At 63.8% G+C, this 16,798-nt stretch carries 13 protein-coding genes; 10 read left to right on the plus strand and 3 right to left on the minus strand.

The window, feature by feature from the left end; translation table 11 throughout:
• Positions 1 to 134: 134 nt before the first annotated feature.
• The gene (serS, locus tag AM2010_RS01355) at positions 135 to 1,409 is read right to left on the minus strand and encodes a serine--tRNA ligase (protein WP_047805551.1); all 1,275 of its coding nucleotides are present in this window, start codon (positions 1,407 to 1,409) and stop codon (positions 135 to 137) included.
• 132 nt (positions 1,410 to 1,541) lie between these two features.
• Between serS and AM2010_RS01360 the strand changes: the two genes are divergently transcribed.
• Positions 1,542 to 2,852 carry a sulfotransferase family protein gene (locus tag AM2010_RS01360; protein WP_082132947.1) on the plus strand — a complete coding sequence of 437 codons (1,311 nt, stop codon included), beginning with the start codon at positions 1,542 to 1,544 and terminating at the stop codon, positions 2,850 to 2,852.
• A 67-nt stretch (positions 2,853 to 2,919) separates the two neighbouring features.
• Here AM2010_RS01360 and AM2010_RS01365 read toward each other — a convergent pair whose 3' ends face one another.
• Positions 2,920 to 5,286, minus strand: a complete 2,367-nt coding sequence (locus AM2010_RS01365; RefSeq protein WP_082132759.1) for a TonB-dependent receptor — start codon at positions 5,284 to 5,286, stop codon at positions 2,920 to 2,922.
• Between the two features lie 102 nt (positions 5,287 to 5,388).
• Here AM2010_RS01365 and AM2010_RS01370 point away from each other — a divergent pair, with 102 nt between their 5' ends.
• Complete coding sequence (locus AM2010_RS01370; RefSeq protein ID WP_047805552.1) at positions 5,389 to 6,015, plus strand: TetR/AcrR family transcriptional regulator; 627 nt, start codon at positions 5,389 to 5,391, stop codon at positions 6,013 to 6,015.
• Between the two features lie 66 nt (positions 6,016 to 6,081).
• On the opposite strand, the gene AM2010_RS01375 is transcribed toward AM2010_RS01370, so the two are convergent.
• The gene (locus AM2010_RS01375) at positions 6,082 to 7,947 is read right to left on the minus strand and encodes an ABC-F family ATP-binding cassette domain-containing protein (RefSeq protein ID WP_047805553.1); all 1,866 of its coding nucleotides are present in this window, start codon (positions 7,945 to 7,947) and stop codon (positions 6,082 to 6,084) included.
• A gap of 292 nt (positions 7,948 to 8,239) precedes the next feature.
• Between AM2010_RS01375 and AM2010_RS01380 the strand changes: the two genes are divergently transcribed.
• The 8 genes from AM2010_RS01380 to AM2010_RS13630 all read left to right on the plus strand — a co-directional run bounded on the left by AM2010_RS01380 (position 8,240) and on the right by AM2010_RS13630 (position 16,782).
• Positions 8,240 to 8,719 (plus strand): RNA polymerase sigma factor, encoded by a 480-nt coding sequence (locus tag AM2010_RS01380; RefSeq protein WP_047805554.1) that lies wholly within the window; start codon positions 8,240 to 8,242, stop codon positions 8,717 to 8,719.
• Complete coding sequence (locus AM2010_RS01385) at positions 8,701 to 9,693, plus strand: FecR family protein (protein WP_053043837.1); 993 nt, start codon at positions 8,701 to 8,703, stop codon at positions 9,691 to 9,693. The genes AM2010_RS01380 and AM2010_RS01385 overlap by 19 nt, the downstream gene beginning before the upstream one ends.
• 433 nt (positions 9,694 to 10,126) lie before the next feature.
• Positions 10,127 to 11,623 carry a ShlB/FhaC/HecB family hemolysin secretion/activation protein gene (locus AM2010_RS01390; protein ID WP_169747776.1) on the plus strand — a complete coding sequence of 499 codons (1,497 nt, stop codon included), beginning with the start codon at positions 10,127 to 10,129 and terminating at the stop codon, positions 11,621 to 11,623.
• A 31-nt stretch (positions 11,624 to 11,654) separates the two neighbouring features.
• Positions 11,655 to 13,457, plus strand: a complete 1,803-nt coding sequence (locus tag AM2010_RS01395; RefSeq protein WP_047805555.1) for a DUF2341 domain-containing protein — start codon at positions 11,655 to 11,657, stop codon at positions 13,455 to 13,457.
• A 27-nt stretch (positions 13,458 to 13,484) separates the two neighbouring features.
• Positions 13,485 to 13,892 carry an ExbD/TolR family protein gene (locus AM2010_RS01400; protein ID WP_047805556.1) on the plus strand — a complete coding sequence of 136 codons (408 nt, stop codon included), beginning with the start codon at positions 13,485 to 13,487 and terminating at the stop codon, positions 13,890 to 13,892.
• Complete coding sequence (locus AM2010_RS13625) at positions 13,889 to 14,614, plus strand: energy transducer TonB family protein (RefSeq protein ID WP_053043840.1); 726 nt, start codon at positions 13,889 to 13,891, stop codon at positions 14,612 to 14,614. Before AM2010_RS01400 ends, AM2010_RS13625 begins: the two co-directional genes overlap by 4 nt.
• A gap of 36 nt (positions 14,615 to 14,650) precedes the next feature.
• Positions 14,651 to 16,204 carry a putative porin gene (locus tag AM2010_RS01410; RefSeq protein ID WP_082132760.1) on the plus strand — a complete coding sequence of 518 codons (1,554 nt, stop codon included), beginning with the start codon at positions 14,651 to 14,653 and terminating at the stop codon, positions 16,202 to 16,204.
• A gap of 5 nt (positions 16,205 to 16,209) precedes the next feature.
• Positions 16,210 to 16,782, plus strand: coding sequence for a hypothetical protein (locus tag AM2010_RS13630; RefSeq protein ID WP_053043844.1), 573 nt, complete (start codon positions 16,210 to 16,212; stop codon positions 16,780 to 16,782).
• Positions 16,783 to 16,798: the final 16 nt, after the last annotated feature.

A 16,798-nucleotide genomic window follows, 5' to 3' on the forward strand; every position in this document is an offset into this window, starting at 1 on the left:
TGCTCCGAATTCCGGTCCTGACGCCGCGGACGCCGACCCTGCCTGAATATGGCGAACGATATGACCAATTAGGTTAGAACATCAAATAAAAAGTCGTAAAATAGGTTTTCCTTTTTACCTCTCCAACGATCAAATCAGGGCTGCAGCCGTTCGATGCCGCCCATCCACGGACGGAGCGCGGCGGGCACTTCGACCGATCCATCTTCCTGCTGGTAGTTCTCCAGCACGGCGACGAGCGTGCGACCGACGGCAAGGCCCGATCCGTTCAGCGTGTGGACGAATTCGGTCTTCTTCGATCCTTCAGGGCGATAGCGGGCGTTCATCCGCCGCGCCTGGAAATCACCGGTGTTGGAGCACGACGAAATCTCGCGCCATGCGCCCTGGCCGGGCAGCCAGACTTCCAGATCGTACGTCTTGCGCGCGCCGAAGCCCATGTCGCCAGTGCACAGCAGAACCCGGCGATAGGGCAGGTTCAGCGCTTCCAGGATGCCCTCGGCGCAGCGGGTCATGCGTTCATGTTCCGCCTCGCTATCTTCGGGCCGGCAGATGCTGACCATTTCGACTTTCTCGAACTGGTGCTGCCGGATGAAGCCGCGCGTATCGCGCCCTGCCGAACCCGCTTCGGACCGGAAGCAGAGCGTATGCGCGGTCAGACGGATCGGCTCCGCAAGATCGGGCACGATCTCGCCCGCTACCGAGGCGGTCAGGCTGACTTCGGACGTGGGGATCAGCCAGCGATCGTCGGTCGTGCGAAAACTGTCCTCCGCGAATTTGGGCAGCTTGTCGGTGCCGTACATCGCCGCATCATTGACCAGCACCGGCGGATTGCACTCGGTATAGCCGTTCTCGCCCGTTTGCGTATCCAGCATGAACTGCGCCAGCGCGCGGTGCAGGCGGGCCATCTCGCCGCGCAGGAAGGTGAAGCGCGCGCCCGACAGCCTGGTGCCGGTTTCGAAATCCATGCCGAGAGCGGGGCCGAGATCGGCGTGCTCTTTCGGCTCGAACGCGAAATCGCGCGGGTCGCCCCATTGCGACTGTTCGACATTGTCGCTCTCGTCCGCGCCTTGGGGTACGTCGTCGGCGGGGAGGTTGGGCAGGCGTGCCAGCGCGTCGTTCAGCTCGGCGGCGAGGGCGCGATCTTCCTCCTCCAGCGCGGGCAGGGCCTGCTTCAGTTCGGCCACTTCGGCCTTCAGAGCCTCCGCCCGGTCCTTGTCGCCCTGCGCCATGGCCTGCCCGATGGCTTTAGAGGCCTCGTTGCGGCGGCCTTGCGCGTCCTGCATCCGCGTGGTCACCGCGCGGCGCTTCGCATCGAGGGCGATGAGGGTTTCGGCGACCGGTTCCACCCCGCGCTTGGCAAGGGCGGCGTCGAAGGCTTGCGGATCGTCGCGGATCAGGCGGATGTCGTGCATGGCGCAGCCTATGCCCCACCGCCGCACCCATTTCCAGTGGGGTTCGGGGAACGCGAACCGGTCCGGGGGGTAGACAAGCCACGGATCGATTGGCAGCGAAGGGCGCGCCAAGTCCGCAGCCGGGCGAGAGAATTGAACAATCCGACTATCCGTCCACCGCGGCGAACACCTTTCATCGACGTTCTCGATTTCGGCATTCGCGCCGGTCGCCGGCTGGGGGCGGTCGCTCCTGCGCGGCTGGACAAGGCGCATCTGCTGGAACAGGCGGTGGAAGCCACCGGCCTCGACGATTTCGGGGATCGCTGGTTCGAAAGGCCGATGGACGTGTTGCTCGATGCGATCGCGGGCGAAGCCCGGCTGAACGCAGCGGGCGATTTTTCCGCCATGCAGCAGTTTCACCATGTCCTGCGCGACCGGTTGCTGGCGCAGATGTGGTTCAAGCGGCATCCCGAGATTCTTGCACGCCCCATGCCGCGGCCGGTGGTGATCGTGGGGCCGATGCGTTCGGGCACCACGCGGATGCACCGCCTGCTCGCCAGCGACCGGCGGTTCAGCCACATGCGCAGCTTCGAAACGATCAGCCCGCTGCCGCGCCCCGATTTCGAGGAGGTGCTGGACGGGCGGCGGGAGGATTTTCGCCCGGTGCTGGCCCGGCGGATCATGAAAGTCGCCCGGCTGGCCAACCCGCGCACACTCTCGATCCACCCGACCGGCCCTTATGAGCCGGAAGAAGAACTGGGCCTGCTGGTCGCCAGCATGTGGGGGATGAAGCACGAGGCGCAGTGGCATATCCCCGCTTACGGCCGCTGGTGCGAGGGGGAGAGCGCGGTTCCCGCCTATCGCCACATGGCCGACCTGCTGCGGCTGGTCGGCTGGTCGCAGCAGGTGTCCAGCCTGCGCCCGTGGATTCTCAAGACCCCGCAGCACATGCTGGACCTGCCCGCGCTGTTGGAGGTTTTCCCTGATGCGCGGCTGATCTTTACCCACCGCGACCCGCTCAAGGTCGTCGGCAGTGCGGCCTCGCTCGCGTGGAATCAGACGATCATCTATTCCGATCATGCCGATCCGGCGCGCATGGGGCGCGAATGGCTGCACAAGACGGCGTTGCAGGTCGAACGGATGCGGGCCGCGCGCGATTCGATCCCGAAGGAACGGATGATCGACGTCCAGTACGAGGATATGGAACGCGACTGGCACGCAACGATGGAGCGGGTGTATCGCTTCCTCGATCTCGACATGGCGCCGGCCCTGCCGGGGATGGAAGATTACATGCGGCGCGCCGGCGCGCTCAAGCGGCGGCCTCACGCCTACAGCCTCGACGAATTCGGCCTGACGAGCGGCGACGTGCTCGATCGGCTGGGTGACTATGTCTGCACGTTCGACGTTCCGATCGAGGGGGAGACGCCGCCGCCGATTGCTTCGCGGCGCACCATGCGCGCCTGAACGGCCTGAAAGGGAAAGGGCCGGAACCGCAGTCCCGACCCTTCGCCCGTTGGCCCGGCAGTGCCGGTCAGTACTTGAAGGTCGCCGTTACGAAGACCTGCCGCGGATTGCCATAGAATGCGGTCAGCGTACCTTCCGGCCCGAGCGTGGGGATCGGCTGTCCGTTGGCCGTCAGGATGTCACCCGTCGTGGGATCGGTTGCGACGAACGTGTAACCGGACGTTTTGTACTGCTTGTCGAACAGGTTCTTGCCGTAGAGCCCGATGCTCCAGCGGTCGCCCGGCGCGGTATAGACCACGCTGGCATCGACTAGCGCATAGCCATCTTGGTCGAGATAGGGATTCGGGATCTCGAACTGATAGGTCTTGCTGCGGTAGGAAACCGTCGTGCCGAGATAGAGATCACCGGCGCCCAGCGGGGCGGTGTAGCTGGCCGTGCCGCTGGCGGTCCACTTCGGCGTGTTCTGCACCTTGCGGTGTTCGGCCACATCGGTGGGCGTATTGCCGATGTTGGTGATATATTCGTCGTACTGCGCGTCGATATAGCCCAGTGACCCCGACAGGTTGAAGCCGCCGCCCAGCCGCGCGCTGGCCTCCAGTTCGAGACCCTTGAAAGTCGCCTTGCCGGCGTTGGACACGACGCCGCAGAACGATGGTGTGGGTTCGGGCGGGTCGTCGCCGACCATGATCGTACAGGCGACCGATCCCGGGATCTGGACATCGGTGTAGTCGGCATAGAAGCCTGCCACTGCGACATTCAGCCGGCCGCCCATCAAGCTGCCCTTGTAGCCGATTTCGTAACTGTCGACCTGTTCGGGCGCGAAGCTGAGGAAATCGGCGATTTCATCGTCGGTCGGCGCGCCCGGCGTTGCCGCCGGGGCATTGGTGCCCACACCCCGCGGATCGAAACCGCCGCCCTTGAAGCCTTGCGAATAGCTTGCGTAGAAGTTGTGGTCGCGCGTCGGCATGAAGCTGATCGAAGCGCGCGGGGTGAATTTCTTGAACTCGCGGCTGCCGTCGAAATCGGTGCTCGGCGCCCCGAAAGGAACCCCCGCGCCGCCGAAGATCGGCGATCCGCCGCCAAAGTAGTTCTGCCGCAGGATCGAAGCGGTGCGTTCGTCCCAGGTGTAGCGGCCACCCAGCGACAGGCTGAGCCGGTCGGTCAGATCGTAGGTGAAGTCGCCGAATATGGCGTAAGTTTCCGTATCGACTTCGGCCGCCGTGTACGCCGTAAGCCCCGCGGCCGTGGTGAAAATCCGCACGTCGAACAGCGTATCGGCCTTGGCATCCAGGTAATAGAGGCCGAGCAGCCCGGTCAGCGGCCCGCCGTCATCGTAGACGACCTGGAATTCCTGGCTGATCTGTTCGTTGTAATATGCGCCGGGCACGTCGAGATCGACCGCCGGCAGGGCGTCGAAATCGATCGGACCGATGCTGTCGTCCTTGCGCCATGCCGAGATGGAGCGAAGCGTCAGCCCGCCGCCCAGTTCGGCCGAAATGTTCATCGACAGCCCGTAAGCCTCGACATCCTGGCGCGGATCATCCAGCCCGCCGCGCGTATCGTAGACATCGTCGAGCACTGGCGCGCCCGAAACAAGGCCGGGGATCAGTCTGTGGCCGCCGCGCTGGAGGCTCTTGTCGCGGGTGTAATCGCCCGAAATGCGGATCAGCACCGGCTCGCCGTGCCCCCCAATCTCCAGCGAGGCCCGTCCGGCCCAGATATCCTTGTTATAGTTTTCCGTGCCCAGCGTCAGGTTGTCGCCGAAGCCCCCGCGTGAAAGACGCGCGACCGACCCGCCGATCCGCACGATATCGCCCAGCGGCGCAGAAGCGCTGATCACCGCTTCTGCCTGGTCGTACGTGCCGTAAGTCGCGCGCGCCTTGAAAGAGACTTCCTGCGGCATCTGACTGGTCACGTACTTGACCGCGCCGCCAATCGTGTTGCGGCCATAGAGCGTGCCCTGCGGGCCGCGCAGCACCTCGATCCGTTCGACATCGTAAATGTCGAGCACGGCGGCTTGCGGGCGATTCAGGTAAACGTCGTCGAGGTAGATCCCGACCCCCTGTTCGAATCCCGATACGGGGTCCTGCTGGCCGATGCCGCGGATGAAGGCGGACAGGGTCGAATTGGTGGCGCGCGAACTTTCCAGCGTCACGTTGGGCACCGACTGCGCGATATCGGTAATGTCCAGCGCGCCGCGTTCCGCCAGTTGCGCGCCGGAGAAGGACGAGACGGCCACGGGAACGTCGATCAACCGTTCTTCCCGCCGGCGGGCGGTGACGACGATCATGTCCGCGCTATCGGCCGGGGCGGCTTCTTCGGGGCTCGGGTCCGGCGCGGGCTGTTCCTGCGCGGATGCCGGGGCGGCAGTCAGGGCGGCTACGGCCGCACCGCTCAGCAACAGTGCGGAAATCTGCATTTTCGGCCTGGTCATTTATCTCTCCCGTCCTTTGTTTGACCCTCTGATATTGAAACATGAACCAACTTTCAAGTTTGCTCTTGCCGCATTGCTCTCCGGGCCCTAGCTCTTCGATCCATGGACACGGGGAAGACAGCGACGCCCGGCGATGCCGACAAGCAGCCGCGAACCGAACGGGGGCGGCGCACCTTGCGCAAGTTGCTCGATGCTGCGGCGGCGGAATTCGGGGAAAGGGGATTCCACGAAACATCGATCAGCGGCATCACCGCGCGGGCGGGAACCGCGCTGGGCAGCTTCTACACTTATTTCGATTCGAAAGAGGCGATCTTCCAGGCGCTGGTCCGGGACATGAGCGAAGCGGTGAAGCTGGCCGCACGCGAGGCGCTGGCAGAACCGCTACCCGCGCTGGAGCGGGAGCGTCAGGCACTCGCCGCCTTCCTCCGCTTCGCCGGCGAGCACAAGGAAGTCTATCGCATTATCGACGAGGCGGAATTCGTCGATCCCGACAGTTACCGCCAGCACTACGAAACGACCGGCGCCCGCATTCTGGAGCGTCTGCGAGAGGGCGCCCGGCAAGGCGAATTGCGCGGCGACCTGGAGGAAGCTCATGCCTGGGCCATCATGGGCATGAACGTGTTCCTGGGCCTCCGCTACGCCGTATGGGGCGACGGCGCGATGCCCCCCGACCGGGTCGCATCCCTGGCCAACGACCTCCTGACCCGAGGCATCGCCGCCGAACGGTAATGGGGTGGTTCCAGAGGGGAAGGCCCAGGATCCAGTGCCCGCCGGTGCGCCGGGAACTACCGGACCTTAGCCCGTGCGCTCCAGTTTCTCACCCAGTGCCAACCATTCGGCTTCAAGCGTTTCGAGTTCGCTTGCGACTTTCGCCCTTTGCACGAGCAGCTCGTTCATCGTTTTTCCGGCCAGATCGGGCCGGGATTCTGCGGGCCGGGCTATCGCTTCGTCGATCTCCGAACATTGCGCCTGAAGCCTGGCGATGGATTTTTCGACCGCTGCGACCTCTGAATTGATGGAGCGAGCCTCCTTGCGTGCCTTGTTCGAACCCTTGCGACCGGCCTTCGCCGGCCTGGCGTTCGCCCCTTTTCCGGGCTGGTTCCGGTCCAGCACGAAATCGATGTAATCTTCCATGCTCCCGGCATATTCCCTGGCCGTACCGCCATCGACCAGCACCAGTCGGTCGGCGGTGAGTTCCACCATGTGGCGATCGTGGCTGATCAGGATCACGGCCCCCGAGTAGTCGTTGAGTGCCTGCACCAGTGCCTCACGCGCATCGACATCGAGATGGTTGGTCGGTTCGTCGAGGATCAGCATGTGCGGTGCATCGCGGGTGATCAGCGCCAGCGCCAGTCTGGCGCGCTCGCCGCCGGACAACCGCCCAACGTCGGTGGTCGCGCGATTGCCGGAAAAGCCGAAACGCCCCAATTGTTCGCGAACCTCGCGCGGCGATTTGCCTTCCATCACGCGGGTCATATGTTCCAGCGGAGTGGCATCCGTGGCCAGTTCCTCCACCTGATACTGGGTGAAATAGCCCACCTTCATCCTGGCGGACGCATTCATGGCCCCTTCCATCGGGGGAAGCTGCGCAGCCAGCAGGCGGGCAAGAGTGGTCTTGCCGTTGCCGTTGCGGCCCAGCAGGGCAATCCGGTCATCGGGATCCACCCGCAGATTGAGCCGCCGCAACACCGGCGCATCGGCGGCATAGCCCACCGCGGCAAGATCCAGCGAAATCAGGGGCGGCCTCAGTTCACCGGGATCGGGAAAGTCGAAGCTTAGCGAAGGGTCGTCGATCAGCGCGGCGATCGGCTGCATCTTTGCCAGCATCTTGGCGCGCGACTGCGCCTGCTTGGCGGTCGACGCTCTTGCACTGTTGCGCGCGACATAGTCCTGCAACCGGGCGCGCTGTGCATCCTGAGATGCCTTGGCAGCGGCAAGCTGCGCCGCGCGTTCCGCGCGCTGGCGCTCGAAGCTGTCGTAGCTGCCCGGATAGAGCGCCAGCTTGCCGCCCTGAAGGTGAAGGATATGATCGACGACATTGTTCAGCAGATCGCGTTCGTGGCTGATAACGATCATCGTCGCAGGGTAGGATTTGAGGAAGTTTTCGAGCCACAGCGTAGCTTCGAGATCGAGGTGGTTCGACGGTTCATCCAGCAGCAGAACGTCGGGCGCTGAAAACAGCAGCGCAGCCAGCGCCACGCGCATGCGCCAGCCACCGGAAAAGCTGTCGAGGGGCTGGTCCTGCATCGCTTCATCGAACCCCAGGCCAGTCAAGATCCGGCCTGCGCGAGAGGGTGCGCTGTAGGCGTCGATCGCGAGCAGCCGATCATGAACGTCGCCAAGCCGGTCGGGGTCTGCACAAGTCTCCGCTTCTTCGAGCAGCTGGGCGCGTTCGACATCTGCCGCCAGTACCGCCTGCGCGGGCGTGGTCGAACCGCCCGGGGCGTCCTGCGCGATATAGCCCAACCGTGTGCGGCGCGGCATCTCGGTCCCGCCATCGTCGGGTTCGAGCTGGCCGATGATCACCTTCATCAAGGTAGACTTGCCCGCGCCATTGCGGCCGATCAGGCCGACCTTCCCGCCTGGCGGAATCGCTGCGCTTGCGCGGTCGATGATAGTGCGCCCGCCGAGCCGCACGGTAAGGTCGTTGATTGCCAGCATCCCCGCGCCGTAGCAGCACAGTACGCACGTCCCAAGCCGCATTCATCCAGAATAGGCGCTGCAGATCTGTTCCCTGCAGGTCGAGGCTGAAGGTTCGCTTTCGATCCAACAGCGGTAAATTTTCTGCTGTGGGTTGGGGCTGCACGGTCGTCCTTGTGGAGGAATTGCGGCTTTCTGACCCGTCTCTGGCTTCGCAACCTCGCTCGCAGACGGAGTTACGCAGCGAATTCACGCTGTCACACTGAATGGGCATGGCAAGCTCACCTGAACATGGACTCGCGGGTTGCAGTAAATGTCATTATTTCAGGAGTTCGCGCCGCGCCTTAACCTAATATTGCGTCGCCGGGGGGTGCCTGACGACGACCTGGAAGACATTGTTCAGGAAGCGTTCCTCAGGTTGGAGAAGTACCGGTCAAACAATGGCGTTGGGCACGAGGAGGGATTCCTGGTCCGAACTGCAGTGAACTTGTCGATTGATGCGGGCCGGCGTCTTCATCGGAGGCAGATTTCACCGCAACCGATTGATGAAATGGAATTGGTGGATGACGGACCGGACCCCGAGAGGACGGCGATCGGCAAACTGCGGCTCGAACATCTGGCAGCCGGATTCGAACGGCTCGATCCGAAGACCAGAGACATGGTGCGGGAGCGCAGGCTGGAAGGGAAGTCGGTGAAAGAGATCGCGCTTGGCCACGGGGTGAGCGTCAGCGCGGTCGAGCAGCGCCTGACGAAGGGCATGCTCTATCTCACGACATGGATGCGAAAATTCTGATGATGAACGACCGTGCTCCCGATGTTTCCGAGGCAGAGGCTGCCTTGTGGCTCGTGCGGCTGGGAGATGCAGCTTGCGATCCTCAAGCCCATTCCGGCCACGCTAAGTGGCGCTCAGAGCGCCCGGGCAATGCGGCCGCTCATGCCGAACTGCAAGCGATTTGGGACGATCTGGGTGAAGTTGCCAACCTTGGTTTCGCCACGCCGCGGCGCGACCGGCAGGCGCAGACAACCCGCCGCACTCGCCTCGTGCCTCGTTTCACGCCGAGGGTTGCAGGGGTGGCGATTGCTTTGGCGGCCTCGATCGCCGCAATCTTCGTTGCGATATCGATGCCCGCTGCGGATATCTATACGACCGAGGTGGGCGAACAGCGGATAGTGACGCTTCCCGACGATACGCGCGTCGCGCTGAACACCGATTCCGTGATGGAAGTCAGCTATTCCGGCGATCAGCGTGTGATTGAGCTCGACCGCGGTGAAGCCCTGTTCGAAGTCGCTCACGACAGTTCGCGCCCGTTCCTCGTGCGGACCCAGCAGGGCACCGTAACCGTGCTGGGAACGAGGTTCATTGTTCGCCACGATCGCGAGGCGGTGGAGGTGGCTCTGCTAACTGGAAAGGTTTCCGTACAGCCCGCTGACGTCCGCCGTCACCCTTTCCGAATTCACCCTGGCCAGCGCATTCGGCTGGGCGGTGTCGACGGTGCCCGCGTCGATGAACCGGCGCTCAACACGCTGACTGCCTGGCGCAGGGGCGAACTGGTTCTCCAGGGAACGTCGATCAGCGCGGCGGTTGAGGAGATGAACCGCTATAGTGAAAAACCGATCGTCATCAGCATGTCGGCGAGATTGTCGCAGAAGACGCTGAGCGGCATTTTCCGGGTTCGCGAAACGGAGCGCTTCGCGCGAACGCTTGCTGCGATGTACGGTCTCGACATCGAGATTCGCGATGACGGCTATTACCTCGGCGAAACCTGAAGCCCGATTGGGCTGGCCAAAAGTCTTGCCGCCTGACGCGACGAAGCTCTGTCCCGATAAAAGTGCGCGCAGTTCGAAATTTCTGCTGTGGGTTGCGTGCCGCCTGACGTCCTTCGGATAGATCACAACGGTTCTTCGCTTAATGAAGAGGCGTTGCTTTGCACAATGCCTATAGTATTTAGCTCGCCACATTAACAATATGTGGCGAGTTATTGGCGTTTGATATAAATTACTGCAAGAAAATTATTTTCTAGAGTCTTCTTATTGTAAGAATCTAAAAATAGATCGCTGATCACGGAGGCGGGTCGGAAATACGATCCGTAGGGATCAGTGGGGTATTTCAGAAATGGTGATGCTGGAGCGCACTGCTTTTGCGGTCGCAACTCTTTGCATGACGTGTTCGGGTGCGGCGTTTGCGCAGTCTGCGCAGGCCGTGGAAGATCGTCGCGTCGATATTCTGCGATATCGGGTGGAGGGGAACACGGTTCTGCCGCAGATCGAGGTGGAGCGTGCGATTTACCCGTTTTTGGGACCGGACCGGCCCGTCGAAGATGTCGAGCAGGCCCGGGCCGCGCTCGAGAAGGTTTATCGCGATCGGGGGTATGAGACTGTCGCGGTCCGCGTGCCCCAGCAGGACGTGCGGAACGGCGTCGTTCGCTTCGAGGTGACCGAGCTGCGGGTCGGGCGTTTGCGTGTGACTGGCGCGGAATGGACTTCGCCGGAGGAGATCAGGGAGAAAGCGCCTTCGCTGGCGGAGGGGACGGTCCCCAACTACAACGCGGTAAGCGGGGATCTGGCCGCGCTGAACACCTCGCGCGACCGGGTGATTGCGCCGGTCCTGCGCGCCGGCGAGACGCCGGACACGGTCGATGTCGATCTTGAAGTGACCGAGAGTGCGCCTTTCCACTGGACGGCCGAACTCAACGATCGCTACTCCTCGCGGACCGAGCGGCTGCGCGCCTCGGCCTCCGTGACGTACGGCAATCTGTGGCAGGCCGATCATTCGATCAGTTTGCAGGGCCAGTTCACGCCGGAAGATCCGGATCAGAGCTGGCTTGTCTCGGGTTCCTATGTTGCGCCGATCGCCGGCACGCCGCTGACGCTGGTCGCCTACGGTGTTCACAACGACAGCGACATCGGCGCCGTCGGTGGGATCAACGTCCTGGGATCGGGCGATATCGCCGGCCTGCGGGCGATCTATTCGATCCCCGGCGATAGCGTTTACCAGAGCCTGACCGCGGGTATCGACTACAAGAGCTTCGGCGAAGATCTGGTTTTGGGCGGTGATACGGCCTCGACGCCGATCGACTATATTCCGCTCAGTCTTGCCTATGGGCTGAACCACCGGGGCAGGAAGCTCGACGCCAATTTCAACCTTTCGCTGAACATGGGTCTGCGCGGGCTGGCTGCGACCAATGCGGAGTTTCGCGCAAAGCGTTCGCGGGCCAGCGCAAACTGGATCTACCTGCGTTCCAGCCTGGACATACTGTACCGCCTGCCGGCCGATCTGCAGCTGTCGATTGCGATGGCGGGGCAGCTTTCGGGCGAGCCGCTGATCAGCAACGAAGGTTTTGCAATCGGCGGGCTCGACAGCGTGCGCGGCTATCTCGAAAGCCAGGATCTGGGCGATCTGGGCTTTTCGCAGCAGATCGAACTGCGCAGCCCGGCGATTTCGGGCGGCGCCCTCAATGAACTGCGCTTCTTCGCCTTCACCGACATGGGCATCACCGGCATTCGCAAGCCATTGCCCGTTAACGGCGTGGTCGATGACGGGACACGCCTGCTGAGTGCGGGCGGGGGCCTGCGCGCGCGCTTCTTCGACAATGTCAACCTGATGCTGCTGCTGGCTGCGCCGCTGCGGAACGAGGAGTCCGTCGACACGGATTTCGGCGATCTTCGCGGCCAGTTCCGGCTGTGGCTCGATTTCTAATCTTTTCCCAGATCTTTCGGAGCGGACGAATATGAAAAAACTGCTGATATCCATGGCCGCCCTGGCCGCACTGGTGCCCGGCACCGCGGCGGCGCAGGAATGGTGGGATTCTGACTGGGGTGAGCGTCGGTCGATTTCGGTTTCTGCTGGTGATGTTGTTGGCGGTGCTGTTGGCAATGCGCCTGTTCTGGTTCGGCTTCACGCGGGCAATTTCGATTTTTCGCAGGTTGCGGCTGACGGGTCGGATCTTCGCTTCGTCACGGCGGACGGGACGCCGCTCGACGCGCATCTGGAGAGTTTCAACCGGCAGGCGGAAGTGGCTTTGGCCTGGGTCGAGCTGCCTTCGGTGGGCGCCGCGCAGCAGCAGATCTATGTCTATTACGGCAATGCGGATGCTCCGGCTGTAGGGACGCCGGCGGACACTTACGATGGCGAGCAGTCGCTGGTGGTTCATTTTGCCGAGGGTTCGGCCCCGCGCGATGCGACCGCGAACAACAATGCGATTGCCGACTTCGTGGGCGAACTGGTGCCCGAAGGTCTCGTGGCGGGCGGCGCCCGTCTGACCGGCAGCAGCCGGATGCAGATTGCGCCGAGCCAGTCGCTGACCATTGCCGCCGGGGGCGAGGCCAGCGTGTCGGCATGGGTCCGTCCTGCAGAACAGCAGGTGGGCGAAGCGGCGATCTTCACCAAGTATGGCGCGCAGGGGCCTGCGGGTGCGGAGCGGCTGTCGATCGGCCTGCGCGGCAATGCCCCTTACGTTCAGGTGATCGATGGTTCGGGCGCTGTGCGCGAGGCGGCGGCCGATGCGACGCTGGCGCCGGGCGAATGGGCGCATCTGGCGGTCAGTGCCGGGGACGGCGTGGTCACGCTATATGTCGGCGGACAGCAGGCAGCACAGGTTGCGGCCGATCTTCCGGCGCTCGGCGGCATGGCGCTGGTCGGCGCAAACGGGCAGCTTCCCTCGTTTGCCGGTGATCTTGACGAGCTGTGGCAGGCCAACACGGCACGTTCGGCGGACTTTGTTGCCTTTGCGGCGGCTTCGCAGGGGCGCGATGCCACAGTGGTTCAGACCAGCGGGGAAGCGCAGGAAGCGGGCGATGCGGCGGGTGGTCACAACTACCTGTCGGTGCTGTTCGGTGCGCTGACGGTCGATGCCTGGATCGTGATCGTGATCCTGCTTGTGATGCTGGCCATTGCGATTGCGGTGATGGTGAGCAAGGCGGGCCTTCTGTCGCGAGTGGAGCGGGCCAATGCCGCGTTCCGCGAAGCGTTCCGCAATGCTTCGGGGGAAGCCGGGCTGCACGATGGCCTGGTCGGATCGGATCGCCTGCAATGGGCACCGGCCTCGACCCTGGGGCAGCTGTTCTCCGTCGGGCGCGAGGAGACGCGCCAGCGCCTGGATGAAGGGCGCCGGTCGGCACGCGACCAGTTCGCACTGGCCCCGCAGTCGGTGGCGGCGATCCGGGCGGCGATGGATGCGCAGATGGCGCGCGAAGGGCAGAAGCTCAATGCGCGCATGGTGCTGCTGACGATCGCGATCTCGGGCGGTCCGTTCCTGGGGCTGCTAGGCACGGTGATCGGGGTGATGATCACCTTTGCCGGGGTTGCCGCGGCGGGCGAGGTCAACATCAACGCGATCGCGCCGGGCATTGCCGCGGCTCTGCTGGCGACGGTGGCGGGCCTTGCCGTCGCGATCCCGGCGCTGTTCGGATACAACTGGCTGCTGAGCCGCGTCGAGAAGGTCGAGATCGACAATCAGGTTTTCGTCGACGAGCTCGAGAAGCGTCTCGCCGAGACTTACCGCCCATCCGCTGCCGCACAGGCGGCGGGCTGAGCGCAGGGTCGAACGGGGAGACGAGCAATGCAGGTTCAGAAAAAGCGCAAGCCTTACGACGAGATCAACGTCACACCGATGGTCGATCTCACCCTGGTGCTGCTGATCATCTTCATCCTGCTGACCACGGCAGCGGTGCAGGGGATCAAGGTCAACGTGCCCAAGGCCAGTTCGTCGGTGAGCCTGGCCAAGCCGACGACCAAGGCGATCACGATCGACGAGAGCGGGCAGATCTACCTCGATACTTTCGCGGTGACGATCGACGAGCTTGAGACGCAGCTGCGCACCTTCAAGGCGACGACCGAGGAGTTCCCGGTGGTCGTGAAGGGCGACCGGGTCACCCAGTATGGCCGGATCATGGAAGTGCTCGACGTGTGCAACCGCGTGGGCATCGACCAGCTCGGCCTCGTCAGCGAACGGGTGCGGCCGTCATGAAGCCCGGTGCCGGTTCGCAGCGTCACGAGCCGACAGGCGGCGACGATCAGCGCATGTCCGCAAGGTCGTATCTGCTGATCGGCGGCATACTGCTCGCACTCGCGGGACTGTTCGCCTGGCTGTTGTGGCCGCGCGATGGCGGGCCGCCGCAGACCGAGCGGTTCGTGACCGAGATCGAGATGCTCCAGCCTCCGCCACCGCCGGAGCCGGAGATGGAAGATCCGATCATGGAGGAAGAAGAGGATATTCTGGAGCCGAGCGAGGAGCCGCCCAGCGAGACGCCGAACGAGGAACCGGTCGACCAGCCGCAGGATAGCCCGAGCGAGCCGAGCGATGCCAATCAGCTGGCCGGGCTCGACCGGCCCGCGGATGCAGGCTCCGACAACTTCCGCCTCGCGGCGGGCGGTGGCGGCGGACTGTTCGGACGCGGCTCCGGCGGCGGCGGAGGAGGCGGCGACTGGGGCGGCTATGTCGAAAGCCATATCCGCCGCGCGCTGCAACGCGACCCGCGCACCCGCGCTGCCAGAGGCTCGCTCCGGGTCGAGGTCACAATCACAGCCGACGGCCGCTTCTCCAGAGCAACCCTGCGATCCTCAACCGGAAACCCAGACCTCGACAAAGCCGTCCAGGACGTCCTCCAAAATATGCCAAGGCTCAGCGTCGGACGTCCCCAGGACAGACCGCCCCAGACTTTCGCCATCATCGACATGAAACGCAGTTGAGGCCCGACAGGGCCCTAGATTCAGGGAATCCATTCTATGAAAATCTCACTTCGAGGCATTCTGATGTCTTGCGGCGCCGGGCTGGTCCTGGCGGCCGCGGCCCCGGCCTCGGCGCAATCGGGCGATCCGGAGTTCTCGGTCGAACTCCTCCAGTTGATGGTCGACGAGGGGCTTCTGTCCGCCGAAAAGGCGCAGGGCCTGCTCGACCGCGCGAGAGCGCGGGTGGAGGAGAAGAAAGCGCGCGAAGTGGCCCAGGCCACCGCGATCGAGGTGCCTTACGTGCCCGAAATCGTGCGCGAGCAGATCCGCGATGAAGTAAAGGCAGAAGTTATCGCCAAGGCGCAGGAAGAGCGCTGGATCACCGCCGATCCCATTCCGAAATGGATCGACGGCATCGAGCTGTCCGGCGACATTCGCCTGCGGCGCGAACAGACCTATTTCAACGAAGACAATTTCTTCGGCTTTCCCGATCTGCAGTTCATCAACGACGCCGGCGGCGTCGTGGCTGCCGAGGGTGTGCCGACGCTCAACACGACCAACGATTTCGGTCGCTCGCTCTACCGCGCGCGTCTGGGTGTAAAGGCCCGGGTCGCCGAAGCGGTCGAAGTGGGCCTGCGGCTCGGCGCAGGTCGCGACCGTAGTCCGATCTCCACCAACGCGCTGCTCGGCGAATACTTCCAGAAGGACGGGCTGTGGATCGATCGGGCCTACCTGTCGGTACGACCGATCGATCAATTGACCCTCACCGGCGGGCGGATGCCCAACCCCTTCTTCTCGACCGATCTGGTCTGGGACGAGGATATCAATCCCGAGGGCGTGGCTGCCACCGTGCGCGTGCCGGTTACCGGCAAGGCGGGGCTGTTCGCTGTTGCCGGGGCTTTCCCGCTGGAATCCTACCAGACCAATGCTGTCGATCTCGAACGCTGGATGTGGGGCGTCCAGGCTGGCGGCGAGGTGAAGGCCGGCGATCTCACGTTCAAGGCCGCTGTCGCATACTACGATTATCGCAACCTCGAAGGGGTCAAGAACTCTCAGGATTCGCGCCTGACCGACTACACCGCGCTGCCTGTCCTCGGCATCGGCAATTCGAAGTTCAACATCCGCAACGATGCGACCACGCAACTGATCGGCCTGTCGTCCGATTTCGACGTGCTCAATGCCACGGCCTCGCTCGGCTATCGGATGTTCGATGACGTCGAAATCCGCCTGACCGGGGACTACGCCCGCAACCTGGCGTTCGACGCTGACGCGATTGCGGCGCTCGAATCCAGTTCGGCCAATCCGGGCGATACCGCATGGCAGGTCCGCCTCGATCTCGGCTCTCCAGCAATGTCCGGCTTCGGCGACTGGTTCCTCGGCGCCGCCTACAAGCGCCTCGAGACGGACTCGGTGCTCGACATCTTCACCGACAGCGATTTCGGTGCCGGCGGCACGGATCTTGAGGGCTACGTCCTCGAAGGCGGTTTCGGCGTTTACCGGAACACCTGGCTGGGTGCCCGCTGGCTGTCCGCAGACGCGATCGACCGCGCTGCGCTGGTCCCCGTCTACGGGGCCGACATCCTGATGATCGATCTCAACGCAGCCTTCTGAGGGACATGAAAACGATGCTCCGCACATTCAGTTTCATTGGCATTCTGCTGGCGTTTGGCACTTCCGCCATGCAGACGGCGGCGGTCGCGCAGGCGCCTCAGACGCAGGCGGCCGTCGCCGACCCTTCCCTCGCGCAGGATTTCGCAACCGGTGAGGAGGCGGCCGAACCTGCAATCGAACGGCTCAGGGCCGAGCTCGAGCGCCAGCGCCGGATCGCCGAGAACGCCCGTTATCAGGTCGAGCGGCTGCGCACCGAAATCGCTCTGAAGGACGAGCTTCTCGAACTGGGGCGGGAGCGTAACCGCGCACTCTACAGCACTGGCAGCGAGATCCTGCAGCGCTATGCCGACATGGGTCTCGGCGACGTCGTTTCCGCGCGCGAACCCTTCGTCCAGAAGGGCCGGGTCGAGCTGGAGAACCTGGTCCAGGACTATGAGGACGCGCTGCGCGCGGCCCGCTTCACTGGGGACACTCTGCCGCCGAGCGTCGAACAACGCATGCGCGAAGAGCTGACCGAGGCGCGCAGCGGCGAGCAGCCCGCCGACGCCGACACCGCCACCGACAACCAGGCCGAATAGACCTCCACCCGTTCCG

Origin of the sequence: Pelagerythrobacter marensis, assembly GCF_001028625.1 — a bacterium.
In the GTDB taxonomy this organism is placed as follows: domain Bacteria; phylum Pseudomonadota; class Alphaproteobacteria; order Sphingomonadales; family Sphingomonadaceae; genus Pelagerythrobacter; species Pelagerythrobacter marensis.

Coding starts and splice junctions, on each gene's coding strand:
- serS (WP_047805551.1), bottom strand. CDS start 1,409: ATGCACGACATCCGCCTGATCCGCGACGATCCGCAAGCCTTCGACGCC.
- AM2010_RS01365 (WP_082132759.1), bottom strand. CDS start 5,286: ATGACCAGGCCGAAAATGCAGATTTCCGCACTGTTGCTGAGCGGTGCG.
- AM2010_RS01370 (WP_047805552.1), top strand. CDS start 5,389: ATGGACACGGGGAAGACAGCGACGCCCGGCGATGCCGACAAGCAGCCG.
- AM2010_RS01375 (WP_047805553.1), bottom strand. CDS start 7,947: ATGCTGGCAATCAACGACCTTACCGTGCGGCTCGGCGGGCGCACTATC.
- AM2010_RS01380 (WP_047805554.1), top strand. CDS start 8,240: ATGTCATTATTTCAGGAGTTCGCGCCGCGCCTTAACCTAATATTGCGT.
- AM2010_RS01385 (WP_053043837.1), top strand. CDS start 8,701: ATGGATGCGAAAATTCTGATGATGAACGACCGTGCTCCCGATGTTTCC.
- AM2010_RS01395 (WP_047805555.1), top strand. CDS start 11,655: ATGAAAAAACTGCTGATATCCATGGCCGCCCTGGCCGCACTGGTGCCC.
- AM2010_RS01400 (WP_047805556.1), top strand. CDS start 13,485: ATGCAGGTTCAGAAAAAGCGCAAGCCTTACGACGAGATCAACGTCACA.
- AM2010_RS13625 (WP_053043840.1), top strand. CDS start 13,889: ATGAAGCCCGGTGCCGGTTCGCAGCGTCACGAGCCGACAGGCGGCGAC.
- AM2010_RS01410 (WP_082132760.1), top strand. CDS start 14,651: ATGAAAATCTCACTTCGAGGCATTCTGATGTCTTGCGGCGCCGGGCTG.
- AM2010_RS13630 (WP_053043844.1), top strand. CDS start 16,210: ATGAAAACGATGCTCCGCACATTCAGTTTCATTGGCATTCTGCTGGCG.